The sequence below is a fragment of the Corynebacterium atrinae genome, from assembly GCF_030408455.1.
GTDB classification, from domain to species: domain Bacteria; phylum Actinomycetota; class Actinomycetes; order Mycobacteriales; family Mycobacteriaceae; genus Corynebacterium; species Corynebacterium atrinae.
This window is the reverse complement of sequence record NZ_CP046977.1, coordinates 2,218,247-2,234,708: the sequence shown is the minus strand read 5'-3', so window position 1 is coordinate 2,234,708 and position 16,462 is coordinate 2,218,247. Positions and strand designations below refer to the sequence as shown.

9 protein-coding genes and 3 rRNA genes are annotated in these 16,462 nt (G+C 58.9%); 7 read left to right on the top strand and 5 right to left on the bottom strand.

Translation table 11 applies throughout. The features are described 5' to 3' along the window. Window positions 1–25: 25 nt before the first annotated feature. Window positions 26–958 (bottom strand): cysteine synthase A, encoded by a 933-nt coding sequence (gene cysK / locus CATRI_RS10970; RefSeq protein ID WP_494337457.1) that lies wholly within the window; start codon window positions 956–958, stop codon window positions 26–28. 318 nt (window positions 959–1,276) lie between these two features. Between cysK and ramA the strand changes: the two genes are divergently transcribed. The 5 genes from ramA (at window position 1,277) to rrf (ending at window position 9,427) form a co-directional block, all read left to right on the top strand. Further along, window positions 1,277–2,119, top strand: coding sequence for an acetate metabolism transcriptional regulator RamA (gene ramA, locus CATRI_RS10965; protein WP_290217523.1), 843 nt, complete (start codon window positions 1,277–1,279; stop codon window positions 2,117–2,119). Between the two features lie 29 nt (window positions 2,120–2,148). Then, on the top strand, window positions 2,149–3,402 hold the full coding sequence (gene murA, locus CATRI_RS10960; protein WP_290217521.1) for a UDP-N-acetylglucosamine 1-carboxyvinyltransferase: 1,254 nt from the start codon (window positions 2,149–2,151) through the stop codon (window positions 3,400–3,402). A gap of 597 nt (window positions 3,403–3,999) precedes the next feature. Next, window positions 4,000–5,534, top strand: a 16S ribosomal RNA gene (locus tag CATRI_RS10955). A 497-nt stretch (window positions 5,535–6,031) separates the two neighbouring features. Beyond that, window positions 6,032–9,131: ribosomal RNA gene (locus CATRI_RS10950) — 23S ribosomal RNA — on the top strand. A gap of 178 nt (window positions 9,132–9,309) precedes the next feature. Then, a 5S ribosomal RNA gene (gene rrf / locus CATRI_RS10945) occupies window positions 9,310–9,427 on the top strand. The 16S, 23S and 5S rRNA genes sit together here, the layout of an rRNA operon. Before the next feature lie 114 nt (window positions 9,428–9,541). Here the strand turns inward: rrf and CATRI_RS10940 are convergent. After that, a complete protein-coding gene (locus CATRI_RS10940) occupies window positions 9,542–10,399 on the bottom strand; it encodes an Abi family protein (protein ID WP_290217519.1) in 858 nt (285 codons plus the stop codon). A gap of 409 nt (window positions 10,400–10,808) precedes the next feature. Here CATRI_RS10940 and CATRI_RS10935 point away from each other — a divergent pair, with 409 nt between their 5' ends. Continuing rightward, a complete protein-coding gene (locus CATRI_RS10935) occupies window positions 10,809–11,693 on the top strand; it encodes an ABC transporter ATP-binding protein (protein ID WP_290217518.1) in 885 nt (294 codons plus the stop codon). A gap of 12 nt (window positions 11,694–11,705) precedes the next feature. Beyond that, on the top strand, window positions 11,706–14,276 hold the full coding sequence (locus tag CATRI_RS10930; protein WP_290217516.1) for an ABC transporter permease: 2,571 nt from the start codon (window positions 11,706–11,708) through the stop codon (window positions 14,274–14,276). On the opposite strand, the gene CATRI_RS10925 is transcribed toward CATRI_RS10930, so the two are convergent. Genes CATRI_RS10925 through CATRI_RS10915 form a run of 3 tightly spaced genes read right to left on the bottom strand, consistent with a single transcriptional unit; the run spans window position 14,268 to window position 16,322 of the window. Continuing rightward, complete coding sequence (locus tag CATRI_RS10925; RefSeq protein ID WP_290217514.1) at window positions 14,268–14,594, bottom strand: FluC/FEX family fluoride channel; 327 nt, start codon at window positions 14,592–14,594, stop codon at window positions 14,268–14,270. The two genes, CATRI_RS10930 and CATRI_RS10925, sit on opposite strands and share 9 nt — an antisense overlap. Continuing rightward, window positions 14,591–14,890 (bottom strand): fluoride efflux transporter family protein, encoded by a 300-nt coding sequence (locus CATRI_RS10920; RefSeq protein ID WP_290221148.1) that lies wholly within the window; start codon window positions 14,888–14,890, stop codon window positions 14,591–14,593. The genes CATRI_RS10925 and CATRI_RS10920 overlap by 4 nt, the downstream gene beginning before the upstream one ends. A gap of 13 nt (window positions 14,891–14,903) precedes the next feature. Then, window positions 14,904–16,322: an alanine/glycine:cation symporter family protein gene (locus CATRI_RS10915; protein WP_290217512.1), complete on the bottom strand. Its 1,419-nt coding sequence runs from the start codon at window positions 16,320–16,322 to the stop codon at window positions 14,904–14,906. Window positions 16,323–16,462: the final 140 nt, after the last annotated feature.

The following is a 16,462-nucleotide window of genomic DNA, read 5'->3' as shown; positions in this document are numbered from 1 at the left end:
AGGGGCGGGCGTCGATAAGCGAATATTAGTCGCGGATGTCCTCGTAGAGGACGGTGGAGACGTAGCGCTCGCCGAAGTCGGGGATGACCACGACGATGGTCTTGCCGGCGAACTCGGGGCGCGCGGCGACTTCGAGGGCGGCCTTGACGTTGGCCCCGGCGGAGATGCCGCCGAGGATGCCGTCCTTGATGGCGAGTTCGCGGGAGGTGGCGATGGCGTCTTCGTTGGAGACGGTGATGACGTCATCGATCACCTTGCGATCCAGGATCTCTGGGATGAAGTTGGCGCCCAGGCCCTGGATCTTGTGGGGGGCGGCCTTGCCTGCGGTGAGCAGCGGGGAAGCCTCCGGCTCGACGGCGAAGATAGTGACGTCTGGCTTGCGCTCCTTGAGCACCTGGCCGACGCCGGAGACGGTGCCGCCGGTGCCAACGCCAGCGACGAAGGCATCGATATTGCCCTCAGTGTCGGCCCAGATCTCCTCTGCGGTGGTGTCGCGGTGGACCTGCAGGTTGGCCTGGTTGGCGAACTGGCGGGCCAGGATGGCGTTGTCCTCGCTTGCAGCGATCTCGTTGGCCTTGTCAACGGCGCCCTGCATGCCGGCGGCACCCGGGGTGAGGACGATCTCGGCGCCGTAGGCGCGGAGCATGACGCGGCGCTCGACGGACATCGTCTCCGGCATGGTGAGGATGACCTTGTATCCGCGGGCCGCGCCGACGAGGGCGAGGGCGATGCCGGTGTTGCCGGAGGTGGCCTCGATGATAGTGCCGCCGGGGCGGAGGGAACCGTCGGCCTCGGCGGCGTCGATAATCGCTTTACCAATGCGGTCCTTGACGGAATTGGCGGGGTTGAAAAACTCGACCTTGGCTAGAACGGTGGCGCCGAGGCCTTCGGTGATGCCGTTGAGGCGGACGAGGGGGGTGTTGCCGATTGTCTCGAGGATGTTGTTGTAGATGGCCATGATGAATAGCTCCTTGGGTGCATTGATCGTGCAGTGAACTCGGTCTGTACCACGACTGTACACCATCGAACTAGACAGGACGGTATGTTGTGTTTAGACCGGATGGTTTTGGCGGGCTAGCGGGGGTGAAAGGCACTCGGGTCTTCGCACCCCTGCCCCGTGTAACTCAAAATGTCCATTCATCGGCGCTCTCTTGGGCCGCGTGATTATAAATTACCCCCGCTGCGGCGCTATAATGCCCAATTGAAGCAGAAAGTGGCCACCGTCAGGTATACCCCGGGTACACCTAGACGGGTGTCCCCGCAGAAGGGTAACCCCATGGATGCACAGCGACTCAAAGATGACGACGAAGCGGTCCGCGCAGCGCTCACGTCTCTGAAAACAGCCACCGGGATTCCGGTGACCATGTACGCCTCGCTGTTGCCGGATAACCGCCTGCAGATCACCCACTGGGTGGGACTGCGTACCCCGGCCCTGCAGAATCTCATCATTGATTCCGGCACGGGCGTCGGCGGCCGTGTCGTCAGTACCCGTCGGCCCGTGGGTGTCTCCGATTACACGCGCGCCAACATCATCTCCCACGAGAATGACCGCGCCATCCAGGATGAAGGGCTGCATTCGATAGTGGCGGTGCCGGTGATCGTCAAGCGGGAAATCCGCGGCGTCCTCTACGTCGGCGTCCACTCGCCCGTCCGACTCGGCGACAAGGTTATAGAGGAGGTCACGATGACCGCCCGGACCCTCGAGCAGGAGCTGGCGGTGAACTCCGCTTTACGACGCTTCGAGGGCGGCAAGGTTGGCTCCTCCAAGGCCGGTCGCGTCATGAATGGCGCCGAATGGGAGCAGGTTCGCTCCACCCATTCCAAACTGCGGATGCTGGCCAATCGCGTCGAGGACGACTTGCTGCGCCGCGAGCTGGAGCAGCTCTGCGACCAAATGGTTAGCCCCGTCCGCGTCAAGCAATCCACCAAGCTCTCTGCCCGCGAACTAGACGTCCTCTCTTGCGTGGCCCTGGGGCACACCAACGTCGAGGCAGCCGAGGAAATGGGCATCGGTGCCGAAACCGTCAAGTCTTACCTCCGCTCCGTCATGCGCAAACTGGGCGCACACACCCGTTACGAGGCAGTCAACGCCGCCCGCCGCATTGGGGCACTGCCTTAACTCTTGTGTCTCGGCTACGCTCGGAAATCGTGAAGGAACGATTTCTAGTCAGCGGAGGCGCCCGCCTGCAGGGCGCTGTAAAAGTCAGCGGCGCGAAGAATAGCGTGCTCAAACTCATGGCGGCGGCACTGCTCGCCGAGGGCACCTCAACGTTGACAAATTGTCCAGAAATTCTCGACGTCCCGCTGATGAAGGATGTCCTTGAAGGTCTCGGTTGCACGGTGTCCATCGATGCGGACGTCGTCCACATCACCACTCCCGCGCACTTGACTCCCGACGCCGACTTTGATGCGGTCCGCCAGTTCCGCGCCTCTGTCTGTGTCCTCGGCCCCCTCACCGCCCGCTGCGGTCGCGCCGTCGTTGCCCTGCCAGGTGGTGACGCCATCGGCTCCCGCCCCCTCGACATGCACCAATCCGGGTTGGAAAAGCTGGGCGCGACCACGCGCATCTCCCACGGTGCTGTCGTAGCGGAAGTGGACCAGCTACGCGGGGCGCACATCGCCCTGGACTTCCCCTCGGTGGGTGCTACCGAAAACATCTTGACCGCTGCCGTCCTGGCGGAGGGACGAACGGTGCTGGATAACGCGGCCCGCGAACCCGAAATCGTCGACCTCTGCGAGATGCTCAACTCCATGGGTGCCTCCGTCGAAGGCGCGGGCACCTCGACCATCACCATCGACGGCGTGGATAAGTTGCATCCCACCGAACATGCCGTGGTCGGCGACCGGATCGTCGCTGGAACCTGGGCGTATGCAGCAGCGATGACTCAGGGTGACATCACCGTCGGAGGCATTGCTCCCCGTCACCTGCACCTGGCGTTGTCCAAACTCAAGGTGGCCGGTGCCGAAGTAGAGACCTTCGAAAACGGATTCCGCGTCCGCATGAACCGTCGGCCCGACGCCGTCGACTATCAAACTCTCCCGTTCCCGGGATTTCCCACTGACCTGCAGCCCATGGCTATCGGTATCTCCTCGATTGCCAACGGCATGAGTGTGATCACCGAGAACGTTTTCGAATCCCGTTTCCGCTTCGTCGATGAGATGGCGCGACTGGGGGCCAACGCCACTGTCGATGGCCACCACGTTGTCCTCCACGGAATTGATCAGCTCTCGTCCACCGAGGTCTGGAGTTCCGACATCCGGGCGGGAGCCGGGCTCGTCCTGGCCGCCTTGGTCGCCGACGGCGTTACCACCGTCCACGACGTCTTCCATATCGATCGCGGATACCCGAAGTTTGTCGAGCAGCTACAGCAACTTGGTGCCAATATTGAGCGGGCTTTCTAAGCTCAGCTTTTATGCGTTGACCTGGGGAGTTGTGTTGGTCTGGGTGGGTGTGTAACTTTAATGAAGTCAGCGCGACCGACAGCGCCCCGCAGACAGAGACTCGCAAGAGGATCTGGAGTGCGTGCAGGCGAGAGGAAAACAGGCCCTGACCAAACATTTTAGCTAGCCTGCTATCACGGCTGTGCCCTTGTGGGGGTGTGGTTGGTGTGGTGTGGTGATGTTGTGTGAGAACTCAATAGTGTGCCAATGTACTTTTGTTTGTGATGATGATTGTGCTGTTGGCCAGCTGTGCCCTCCGGCGTGTTGTTTGGTGGGTGTGGTTGGTGTGTGCCGGGTGGTACCTCTTCTTGGATCGGGTGCCACGGTAAATAACGCGCCATGTGCATGTCCTTGCCTGTGTGGTGGGGTGTGTGGGTGGTGAGTGTGTCCGGTACGTGCAGTGATGTATATCGTTGTCGTATATTTTTTTGCCCACCTTGTATCTTCCCCGTCGGGTTGTGGGGGTGGGTGTGAGCAGTTGATGATTTTTTAATCGTTGGTTGTTTGTTTTTTGGTTGGGTTTTGGGCTCTGCCTGGAATTGTTTCTTCTGAAATTTTTTTATGGAGAGTTTGATCCTGGCTCAGGACGAACGCTGGCGGCGTGCTTAACACATGCAAGTCGAACGGAAAGGCCTCAGCTTGCTGGGGTACTCGAGTGGCGAACGGGTGAGTAACACGTGGGTGATCTGCCTCGTACTTCGGGATAAGCTTGGGAAACTGGGTCTAATACCGGATATAACCTTCCTTTAGTGTGGTGGGTGGAAAGTTTTTCGGTACGAGATGAGCCCGCGGCCTATCAGCTTGTTGGTGGGGTAATGGCCTACCAAGGCGTCGACGGGTAGCCGGCCTGAGAGGGTGGACGGCCACATTGGGACTGAGATACGGCCCAGACTCCTACGGGAGGCAGCAGTGGGGAATATTGCACAATGGGCGCAAGCCTGATGCAGCGACGCCGCGTGGGGGATGACGGCCTTCGGGTTGTAAACCTCTTTCGCTAGGGACGAAGCTGCCCTTTGTGGGGTGGTGACGGTACCTGGATAAGAAGCACCGGCTAACTACGTGCCAGCAGCCGCGGTAATACGTAGGGTGCGAGCGTTGTCCGGAATTACTGGGCGTAAAGAGCTCGTAGGTGGTTTGTCGCGTCGTCTGTGAAATTCCGGGGCTTAACTCCGGGCGTGCAGGCGATACGGGCAATACTTGAGTGCTGTAGGGGAGACTGGAATTCCTGGTGTAGCGGTGAAATGCGCAGATATCAGGAGGAACACCAATGGCGAAGGCAGGTCTCTGGGCAGTAACTGACGCTGAGGAGCGAAAGCATGGGTAGCGAACAGGATTAGATACCCTGGTAGTCCATGCCGTAAACGGTGGGCGCTAGGTGTAGGGGTCTTCCACGACTTCTGTGCCGTAGCTAACGCATTAAGCGCCCCGCCTGGGGAGTACGGCCGCAAGGCTAAAACTCAAAGGAATTGACGGGGGCCCGCACAAGCGGCGGAGCATGTGGATTAATTCGATGCAACGCGAAGAACCTTACCTGGGCTTGACATATACGGGATCGCCGCAGAGATGTGGTTTCCCTTGTGGCTCGTATACAGGTGGTGCATGGTTGTCGTCAGCTCGTGTCGTGAGATGTTGGGTTAAGTCCCGCAACGAGCGCAACCCTTGTCTTATGTTGCCAGCACGTTATGGTGGGGACTCATGAGAGACTGCCGGGGTCAACTCGGAGGAAGGTGGGGATGACGTCAAATCATCATGCCCCTTATGTCCAGGGCTTCACACATGCTACAATGGTCGGTACAACGCGTTGCCAGCCCGTGAGGGTGCGCTAATCGCTGAAAGCCGGCCTCAGTTCGGATTGGGGTCTGCAACTCGACCCCATGAAGTCGGAGTCGCTAGTAATCGCAGATCAGCAACGCTGCGGTGAATACGTTCCCGGGCCTTGTACACACCGCCCGTCACGTCATGAAAGTTGGTAACACCCGAAGCCAGTGGCCCAACCTGTTTACAGGGGGGAGCTGTCGAAGGTGGGATCGGCGATTGGGACGAAGTCGTAACAAGGTAGCCGTACCGGAAGGTGCGGCTGGATCACCTCCTTTCTAAGGAGCTTAAATATTTTTCTCACTCACGTTGAGTAGTCACCATTTTCTTGCTGGTCACAGTTGTGGTCGGTGGGTGTGTGTCTGGTGGGTGGTTGGTGGTTGGTGGTCACAAGTGTTGACCCGCCATCGTAAATTATCGGGTGGATCGCATACCACGTGTGGTTGACAGGTGATTGTTGTCGCAAGCGTAAATTATGGTGCATTGGCATGCTGTTGGGTGTCTGGGACAACATCGTTTTTGTTGTTTCGTGATCATGTCTGTGTCGCATCGTCGTGTCTGACCTGGGTTTATGTCCTGGTGGGTGGTGGTGTGGTGTGGGGGTGGTGTGTTGTGTGAGAACTGTATAGTGGACGCGAGCATCTTTATTTTTGGTAGAGAGCATTTTGTAAGTGTTTTGTGTTGTGTGTTCACCGCACACGCGCTGGTTGCCTTGGTTCCTTGGTGTGCCCTTTTTTTGGGTGGGCTGGGGGTTGGGTGGTTGGTGTGTGTGGGTGTGTGTTTGTGTAAGGGCACATGGTGGATGCCTTGGCATGCTGAGCCGATGAAGGACGTGTGAGTCTGCGTTAAGCCTCGGGGAGTTGACAACTAAGCGTTGATCCGAGGATGTCCGAATGGGGGAACCCGGCCATCGTTATGGGTGGTCACCTCACGATGAATTCATAGTCGTGGTGGAGGTTGACGCGGGGAAGTGAAACATCTCAGTACCCGCAGGAGAGGAAAATAAATAATGATTCCGCTAGTAGTGGCGAGCGAACGTGGATGAGGCTAAACCGTGTGTGTGTGTGATACCTGACAGGGGTTGCGCATGCGGTGTTGTGGGATGCACCTGTGGTGGGGCTGTTGACCCGCCGCGCATTACTATGAGTTGAGCGGAAGTGGTTTGGGATGGCCTGCCGGAGTGGGTGAGAGTCCCGTACGTTAATAGCTTGTGGTGTGTGTTGGTGTTGTCCCGAGTAGCAGCGGGCTCGTGAAATCTGCTGTGAATCTGCCGGGACCACCCGGTAAGCCTAAATACTCAGTGTGACCGATAGCGGATAGTACCGTGAGGGAATGGTGAAAAGTACCCCGGGAGGGGAGTGAAATAGTACCTGAAACCATGTGCTTACAATCCGTCAGAGCACCTCTTGTGTGTGATGGCGTGCCTTTTGAAGAATGAGCCTGCGAGTCAGCGGCATGTCGCGAGGTTAACCCGTGTGGGGTAGTCGTAGCGAAAGCGAATCCTAACGAGGGTGTTGTTAGTGGCATGTCCTGGACCCGAAGCGGAGTGATCTACCCATGGCCAGTGTGAAGCAGAGGTAAGACTTTGTGGAGGCGCGAACCCACTTAGGTTGAAAACTGAGGGGATGAGTTGTGGGTAGGGGTGAAAGGCCAATCAAACTCCGTGATAGCTGGTTCTCCCCGAAATGCATTTAGGTGCAGCGTTGTGTGTTGCTTGCTGGAGGTAGAGCTACTGGTTGGTTGAGCGGGACGACAATCTTAGCAATGTCAGCCAAACTCCGAATGCCGGTTAAGTTGAGCACAGCAGTGAGACTGTGGGGGATAAGCTTCATAGTCGAGAGGGAAACAGCCCAGATCGCCGGCTAAGGCCCCTAAGCGTGTACTAAGTGGAAAAGGATGTGGGATCGCGAAGACAGCCAGGAGGTTGGCTTAGAAGCAGCCATCCTTGAAAGAGTGCGTAATAGCTCACTGGTCGAGTGGTTCTGCGCCGACAATGTAGTGGGGCTCAAGTACACCGCCGAAGCCGCGGCAACAACCCGCCTTTTGGGGTGGGTGTTGGGTAGGGGAGCGTCGTGCACAGCTGTGAAGCGTTACCGTGAGGGGGCGTGGAGTGTGTGCGAGTGAGAATGCAGGCATGAGTAACGATTGATGAGTGAGAATCTCATCCGCCGGATGACTAAGGGTTCCTGGGTCAAGTTCGTCTTCCCAGGGTGAGTCGGGACCTAAGGCGAGGCCGACAGGCGTAGTCGATGGACAACCAGTTGATATTCTGGTACCCGTGTATGTGCGCCCATGTGTGAATCAGTGATACTAACCGCCCGCGATCATCGCCTGACTGCAGTTTTGCTGTGGTTGGTGGTGTGAGTGCGTGGGGCCTGAACTGGTAGTAGCCAAGTGATGGGGTGACGCAGTGGGGTAGCTAAGCCACTTATTGGATTGTGGTGTAAGCGTGTGGCACGAGGGGAGTGGTAAATCCGCCCCTCATTTAGTGTGAGGCGTGATGCGTAGCCCCTTTGGGGTGAAGTTGGTGATCCCGTACTGTCGAGAAAAGCCTCTAGCGATGTATGTATATGGCCCGTACCCTAAACCGACACAGGTAGTCAGGTAGAGAATACTAAGGCGTTCGGGTGAACTGTGGTTAAGGAACTCGGCAAAATGCCCCCGTAACTTCGGGAGAAGGGGGGCCACTGTTGGTGACACATCTTTGCGGTGTGGTTGCTGGTGGTGGTCGCAGAGAATAGAGGGAAGCGACTGTTTATTAAAAACACAGGTCCGTGCGAAAACGTTGAAGTTGAGGTATACGGACTGACGCCTGCCCGGTGCTGGAAGGTTAAGAGGACCTGTTAGATCTCACTTGTGGGGTCGAAGCGGAGAATTTAAGCCCCAGTAAACGGCGGTGGTAACTATAACCATCCTAAGGTAGCGAAATTCCTTGTCGGGTAAGTTCCGACCTGCACGAATGGCGTAACGACTTCCCTGCTGTCTCAACCACAGGCCCGGTGAAATTGCAGTACGAGTAAAGATGCTCGTTACGCGCGGCAGGACGAAAAGACCCCGGGACCTTCACTATAGCTTGGTATTGGTGTTCGGTTCGGTTTGTGTAGGATAGGTGGGAGACTTAGATCATGTGACGCTAGTTGTGTGTGAGTCGTTGTTGAAATACCACTCTGATCGGATTGGATACCTGAACCTTGGCCCATGATCTGGGTTGGGGACAGTGCCTGGTGGGTAGTTTAACTGGGGCGGTTGCCTCCCAAAATGTAACGGAGGCGCCCAAAGGTTCCCTCAGCCTGGTTGGTAATCAGGTGGTGAGTGTAAGTGCACAAGGGAGCTTGACTGTGAGAGTGACAGCTCGAGCAGGGACGAAAGTCGGGACTAGTGATCCGGCACCTACTTGTGGAAGTGGTGTCGCTCAACGGATAAAAGGTACCCCGGGGATAACAGGCTGATCTTCCCCAAGAGTCCATATCGACGGGATGGTTTGGCACCTCGATGTCGGCTCGTCGCATCCTGGGGCTGGAGTAGGTCCCAAGGGTTGGGCTGTTCGCCCATTAAAGCGGCACGCGAGCTGGGTTTAGAACGTCGTGAGACAGTTCGGTCTCTATCCGCCGCGCGCGTAGAAACTTGTGGAAGGCTGTCCCTAGTACGAGAGGACCGGGACGGACGTACCTCTGGTGTGCCAGTTGTTCCGCCAGGAGCAGGGCTGGTTGGCTACGTACGGAAGGGATAACCGCTGAAAGCATCTAAGCGGGAAGCCTGTTTCGAGATGAGGTTTCATGTGAGGTCCCCTGGAGATGACGGGGTTGATAGGCCAGATCTGGACGCATTGTAAGGTGTGGAGGTGACTGGTACTAATAGACCGACGAAACACACGCGCACGCTTGAGTGATTGAGTGTGGTGGTGTTGCGCAACGTAACAAAAATAAACCAATGATCGCCCTTGTGGTGGTTGGTTCGCGTCCATTATGCAGTGTCTGACACAACACATCGTGTCACGAAACAGTTCACGTGCCTTGCCTTGTGTGGGGTGGGTGGTGTTGTTTCGGTGGGTGTGTCGGTGGTTGATGGCAGCAGGGAAACGCCCGGTCCCTTTCCGAACCCGGAAGCTAAGCCTGGTTGCGCTGATGGTACTGCACCTGGGAGGGTGTGGGAGAGTAGGTTACCGCCGACGCTAAAAATTTAACAAGAAGTTGGAAGGCTCTGTGTGTTCGACCCCCCGTTTGGTGGGGTCAAACACACAGAGCCTTTCCGCGATTCATGGGTGAGGCGGATGCCCGGGGTGTGGTCAGGCCGTCCATAGATCCTCTAGGTGCCAGTTTTCTGGAGCGCCCGTCCGATCAAACGAGACTAAGTCATTCTTTGGAAAGCGCTTCAGTACTGCCGGCAGTGCTGTGGCAGGTGATAGATCTAGTTCTCGGTGTAAGTATTGGATCAGTGTAAGTTGCGTGAAGACACGATTTTCTCTACCTTTAACTGCTTCAAGCCGGATGTCGTCATTGAGTCGAGGCTTGATGTCGAAAACTCTATTGAACACTCGGGCATGGTGTGCGGAGTGATTACGCAGAACGTTTAAACACTTCAGCCATGATTCGAGCTGAGGAGCTCTCAGCTCACAAGCTCTGGCGATCGGATTGCGGGCTTTGTTGGGGGCCATGCTAAACAGGTGCGATAGCATTTCCCAGTCCATGGTCTCGACTGCTGCCCAAATTGGCAATTTTTCAGCGTAGTTGTTTTTGTGGTGCCACACGAATTCTTCTCGGGAGGACGCGATCGCCTTATCGTATCGTTGCCGCCAGATGTGGTAGTTTGTTGCCTTTCTTCCCGGTCGTATCTGTCTGGCATGAGCTCCAAGCTGTGTCGCATCTAAATGGATGAAAGGATGTATTCGTCCGAGTTCATGTCCCAACTGAGCTCGCACGGCAAGCTCAACTTTCCCGAGTTCTCCTAGGATTGCATGGCGGAGTGTTTCGTCGAAGAAGTACAGTTTAGACAGAAGTTCAAAGGATGCTCCTTGGGTAAAGGAGTCCAGGTGCTGTCGGGATTCTGGGTCGAAGTGGCGCATGGGATGCCAGTAGCCGGATAGGCGATAGTAGCTCACCTGGCGAAGCTGGTTTATTGCTCCCTCACGGTCGTCGACAGTCATGCCTCGAGTCTGGAGAATGTCCAATTGTTGCTGGTAAGTCTTGAATTTCTTGTACTCTGCCACGTTCAACCCCCCGGTTTGTGGAAGCAAGGACCGGCCCTGGACTCCCGCCAAAGCGGGCAGCGGAACCGGTCTTGTTGAACTCAACCTACCACAGATGTGACGCTCTGGGCGCTACGGATCCTATTGCTTCTGATGTGGATGGTTAGGGCGGATTTTCCTGCTAGATGTGACATCGGGCCCGCTAGAGGGAAAGATGGGGGAGTTCCCTGATGTGGCTCGTTGGTGCCCTCCAGTAGGTTTGATGGGGTGTTGGCACTGCCGCGAGCACCCGTCTGGGCTTGCAGCACGGAGCGGCACGATTTTGCACACGCGTATGACCAATTGCTTTAGAGGAGCAGAACTAGCGATGACTGATCAGAACACCCCGGAGCATCAGACCCCGCAGGAGGTGGGCACGGAGGCGAACCCGGCCATCGAGGTCGACCAGCGGGACGAGAACACTGCTGAATCGAAGGCTCCCCGTCACTACAAGCACGAGCTCTCTGACGACCCGGAAGGCGAGACCCCTCCGGCAGCGGCTCGGGCGGTCGGCTTGTTTAAGCAGTATGGCAAGGACGAGACCAGTGTGACGGCGTTGGATCACGTGGATGTGGCGTTCGTTAAGAATCAATTCACGGCGATCATGGGCCCGTCGGGTTCGGGTAAATCGACGTTGATGCACTGCATGGCAGGGTTGGATTCGGCATCGGGTGGCTCGGCGTTCATTGGTGATACGGATTTGTCCCAGCTGCGGGACAAGGAGATGACTGCCTTGCGGCGCGACCGCCTGGGCTTCATTTTCCAATCGTTTAACCTGGTGCCGACGTTGACGGCGGCGGAGAATATTACCTTGCCGTCGGATATCGCTGGTCGTGAGGTTGATCAGGAGTGGTTCGAGGAAATTACGAACCGGTTGGGGTTGGCTGATCGGTTGACGCACCGACCGGCCGAGTTGTCGGGTGGTCAGCAGCAGCGTGTGGCGTGTGCGCGTGCTTTGGTGTCGCGTCCGGAGATCATCTTTGGTGATGAGCCGACGGGCAACTTGGATTCGAACTCTTCTCGCGAGGTGTTGGACATTTTGCGGACGGCTGTGGATCAGGACGGTCAGACGGTGGTTATCGTGACGCACGATGCGAAGGCTGCATCCTATGCGGATCGGGTGGTGTTCTTGGCGGATGGTCGCCTGGTCAAGGAGCTGCATCAGCCGGGTATTGATGAGATCTTGGCCTACATGGCCGGCATCGAAAGCTAGGCGGCTGATTCCATGGCTTCCAAGAATTCAACAATGCGCAGGGTGAGTCTGCGCAATATTGCTTCCCATAAGCTGCGTTTGGCACTGACGGTCTTGGCCGTTGTGTTGGGCACGGCGTTTATCTCGGGCGCGTTCATGTTCACCAACTCGCTTTCGACGACGTTTAAGTCGGCGGTGTCGAGTGCCTATGAGGGTGTGGATGCGGTTGTGCAGCCGGGCGAGGGGATGAGCGGGATCTCGGCTCAGCTTCGTGCGGAGATCGCCAAGGATCCGCTGGTCAAGAACGCTAACGCTATTTCAAATACCACTGTGGTGATGGCTCGTGCGGATGAGACGGCGATTCAAACTGGTGGTGGCACCTCAAGTTTGTCGATGTGGTACCCGGAAGATGAGCGTGTCGGCGAAGCGCTGACCATCACAGATGGTGAGCAACCGAAGGGGGACAATGAGATAGTCCTCAGCAAGGCGAGTGCGGAGCGCTACGAGATCAACGTCGGCGATAAGTTGCTGGTGGTGGATCCGCAGGCGCGTCATGAGATGACCGTGTCGGGATTGTATACCGCGGAGCTTGATCAGGGTACGTCGCTGTCAGCCTTTATGGCGCAGGATGCGTATCTGGATCGCTTCACGGAAGATGGTTCGGTCAACCGCGTGATTCTTTCGGCGGCAGACGGCACTTCAGATACTGAGCTCGCCGATCACCTGGCGGCCACCTATCCGGACGTGAAGGTGGAAACGGGGCAGAAGCTCGCGGAGGAAATGACGCAGGCGATGACGAAGGCGCTATCCTTCGTCAACTACTTCCTCGTGGCCTTTGGTTTGGTGGCGTTGCTCGTCGGTACGTTCCTCATTGCTAATACGTTCTCGATGATCGTGGCGCAACGGACCAAGGAGTTCGCGTTGCTGCGGGCTTTGGGGGCAGCTCGCCAGCAGATCACTCGCTCGGTGGTCTTCGAGGCTGGTGTCGTTGGCGTCATTGGTTCGGCGTTGGGCGTGGTGGCTGGCATAGGCCTGGTCGCGGCGATCAAGGCGTTCATGTCGGCGCGCGGCATGCCGATGCCGGATTCCGGGTTGGGCTTGTCGGCGATGGCGGTGGCTCTGCCGATTGTCCTCGGCACCATCGTCACCATTATTTCGGCGTGGATGCCGGCCCGTCGGGCGGGTGCTATCCGCCCGGTCGAGGCGATGCGGTCGACGGAGGCGTCGAGCGATCAGTCGCTGACTGCCCGCACGATCGTCGGTGTGGTTCTCATCCTGCTCGGTGCGGTGGCTGCCGCGGTGGGCGTCTTGTTGGATGAATCGTCGACGTCGACGCGCGCGATTCTCGTTGGTATTGGTGCATTCGGCGTGATCGTTGGTTTCTTCTTCGCCGGTCCGGCGTTTTCTCTGCCGATCGTGCCCACCCTGGGGCGGCTGATCGGGCTGCCGTTCGGGGCCGTCGGCAAGCTCGCGTCGACGAACTCTCGCCGCAATCCGCGGCGTACCGCGACCACTGCTTTCGCCCTCACGTTGGGTATTGCGCTGGTGACGGCGATTGGCATGCTGGGCGACACGATGAAGACGTCGATTTCCGATGTCGTGGAGAACAACGTCACCGCCGATTACGTCCTGCAGGGCCCGACGAACGGTAGCTTCCCGGTTCCGGCGGCGGTACCTGATGCGGTGCGCGATACCGCCGGGGTCGGCGAGGTAGTGACCATGTCCATGGCGCCGATTAAGGCCGGGGAGAATGGGTACTCCATGGGCTTTGGCCCGCAGTTCCAGACCTTCCTGCTGGACGGCAACCTGGAGGACATGGCGCACGCGGAGATGCGCGATGGCAACGTCAACCTCAAGGACAACCCGGGCATCATCGCCACCACGGACTTCGCGGATAGGCAGGGCTGGAAGGTTGGCGATACGCTGCAGCTGAGCTCGCCGGACATTTCTGCGAAAACCGTTGAAGCAAAGGTCATCGGCATTTTCGAGCCGAACAACGTGATCTCCAACATGGCGATTTCCACCGATCTGGCCAGGGAAGTTGTGCCCTCGGCGGCGATCAACGTGCAGATGGTCGGCGTCAACGGCGATGGCTCCGTCGATGATGCGCAGCTGCGCACGAACTTGGAGGAGGCCGTCAAGGGCTTCATCGTCATGCAGGTGCTCAGCGCGCAGGAGATGGCGAGCCAGGCTGGTCAGTCCATTGATCAGATGCTCAATATCCTCTACGGGTTGCTGGCGCTCGCGGTGATCATCGCGATCCTCGGCATTGTGAATACGCTGACGTTGGGCGTGATTGAGCGTCGTCAAGAAATTGGCATGCTCCGCGCAGTGGGTTCGCAGCGCCGTCAGGTGCGCACCATGATCACCCTCGAGGCGGTGCAGATCGCCGTGTTTGGTGCGGTCATGGGCGTGCTCATCGGCCTGGGTCTGGGCTGGGCCTTCCTCAAGGTCCTCTCGGGCGAGGGGCTGGATGTTATTTCCGTCCCGTACAACATGGTTGCGTGGATGCTCGGCGGTTCCGCCATCGTGGGTATTTTCGCCGCGCTGTGGCCGGCGAACCGGGCGTCGAAGACCCCGCCGCTGGACGCGATCTCAGACTAAGATTCCCAGCCCCACACCGGCTAGACCAGCAGAAAGCGTCGCTGCCGCGTACAGGATCACTGTGCGCCAGCGGCGCCTTTTCACGAGCTCACCCAGCTCGCGCGCCAGCGTCGACCAGGTGGAAAGGGCCCCGGCAAAGCCGGTCCCCCACAGCAATCCGGTGGCATCATGCTTGGCGACGACCGCCCCTACCACCACGCAGGCCAGCACGTTCGCCGTCCACGTCCCCACGAGCCCGCCCGGCCAGCGGGACAGGGCCCAACGGCCCAGCCCGCCGAGGAAGCCACCGGCGGCGACGAGCAGCAGCGCGGTGCTCACAGCCGGTCCCCGAGGAGCCACGCCCCGACGCAGCCGACGACCGTGAGCGCGGCGTAGGCCGCGCCGACGGTGAGGGAGGGGGCGAGGGTGAGGGAAGCGAACGTCGAAAAGCTGGTGAAACCGCCGAGGACTCCCGTGCCCCAGAAGGGGCCGGGGCGCAGGCGGCCCATGAGAAAGGAGCCGAGAAGGTTGACCGCGAGTAGCGGCCACATCCCGGCTCCGAGTACTCCCTGCGCGGCGAAGCGGAGGAGGGCGCCGAGGGCGGCGCCGACTCCCACGGCGAGCGGTTCAGGGATCACCTGTCACAGGTTACTTCCAATCGCTGCCCTGGGCGCGGAGGAACGCAGCGACATCCTCGGGTGAGGCTCGAAGCTTCGGATCGAACTTGAGGTACGCCCTGGTCTCGCGAGCGACCAAGCCGGAGAGGATGAGCAAGCCGATGAGGTTTGGCAGGGCCATGAGGCCGTTGGCGAGGTCGGAGAAGGACCAGACGAGCTCGAGCTGCACGGTCGCACCGACGAACGCCATGATGGTGAAGATGACGCGGTAGGGGATGGTGCCGCGGCGGCCGACCAGCGACTCCAGGGAACGTTCACCGTAGTAGGACCAGCCGAGGATGGTGGAGAAGGCGAAGAAGATGATGGACAGCGAGACGATCGTGCCGCCCCACTGGCCGGGCAGGACCGTGGAGAATGCTTCGGCGGTCATGGTGCCGGCGGTAGAGCGCCCCTGATCCCACACACCGGAGGTGACGATGACCAGGCCGGTGATGGTGACCACGATGAGCGTGTCGATGAACGTCTGTGTCATCGACACCAAACCCTGGCGCACGGGGTGAGAGGTCTTCGCGGCAGCGGCGGCGATGGCGGCGGAACCCATTCCGGACTCGTTGGAGAAGATGCCGCGGGCAACACCGAACTGGATGGCCAACATGATGCCAGCGCCGACGAAGCCACCGGTGGCGGCCGTGCCGGTGAAGGCGTCGGTGAAGATGAGGCCGATGGCGGCGGGGATCTGGCCCGCCTCAAGCACGAGGACCGTCACTCCGCCGAGGATATAAATGATGATCATCATGGGCACGAAGGCAGCGGTGACGCGGCCGATGGCCTGAATGCCGCCGAGGAGGACGGCGCCGAGCAGAACGAAGATGATGACGCCGGAGGCGTACGTGTCGAGGCCGAAGGTTCGCTCCAAGTTCGCGGAGACGGCGTTGGCCTGGGTGAGGTTACCGATGCCGAAGGACGCGATGACGGCGAATACCGCGAAGGAGAAGGCGAGGACCTTGCCCACGGGGCCCTGGATGCCGCGCTTGAGGTAGTACTGGGGGCCGCCGGATTGCTCGCCCTTAGAATCCGTGGTGCGAAAGCGCACGCCGAGGAAGGCCTCGGTGTACTTCGAGGCCATGCCGACCAGGCCGGTAACCCAGATCCAGAACAGTGCGCCCGGGCCGCCGACGGAGATGGCCGTGGCCACGCCGACGATGTTGCCCACGCCGACCGTCGCAGCCAACGCGGTGGTCAGCGCCTGATAGTTGGAGATATCTCCTTTTCCGCCCTCGTCAGACCTATCTATGAGCCCATGACGCAGCGCGCGGCCCAAGGTAAAGAACTGAATCCCGCCGAGGCGAATGGTGAGGTAAAGACCCGTGCCCAACAGGAGAGGAATGAGGAAGAAAGGACCCCAGACGATTCCGCCCAGGGTGTCGAGGAGATTCTGTAAAGATTCCATGGATTGAAAGTACCGCTGGGTGAGATGGATCACCATATAAATGGGGTAATCCAATCCAAAGTATTAGCGCCCTGCCCCCTGGCGGGGGTGATCCGTCAGTCATTGACTTGAGGGTCCGTGCACGAGTCACTTCGGCGGAC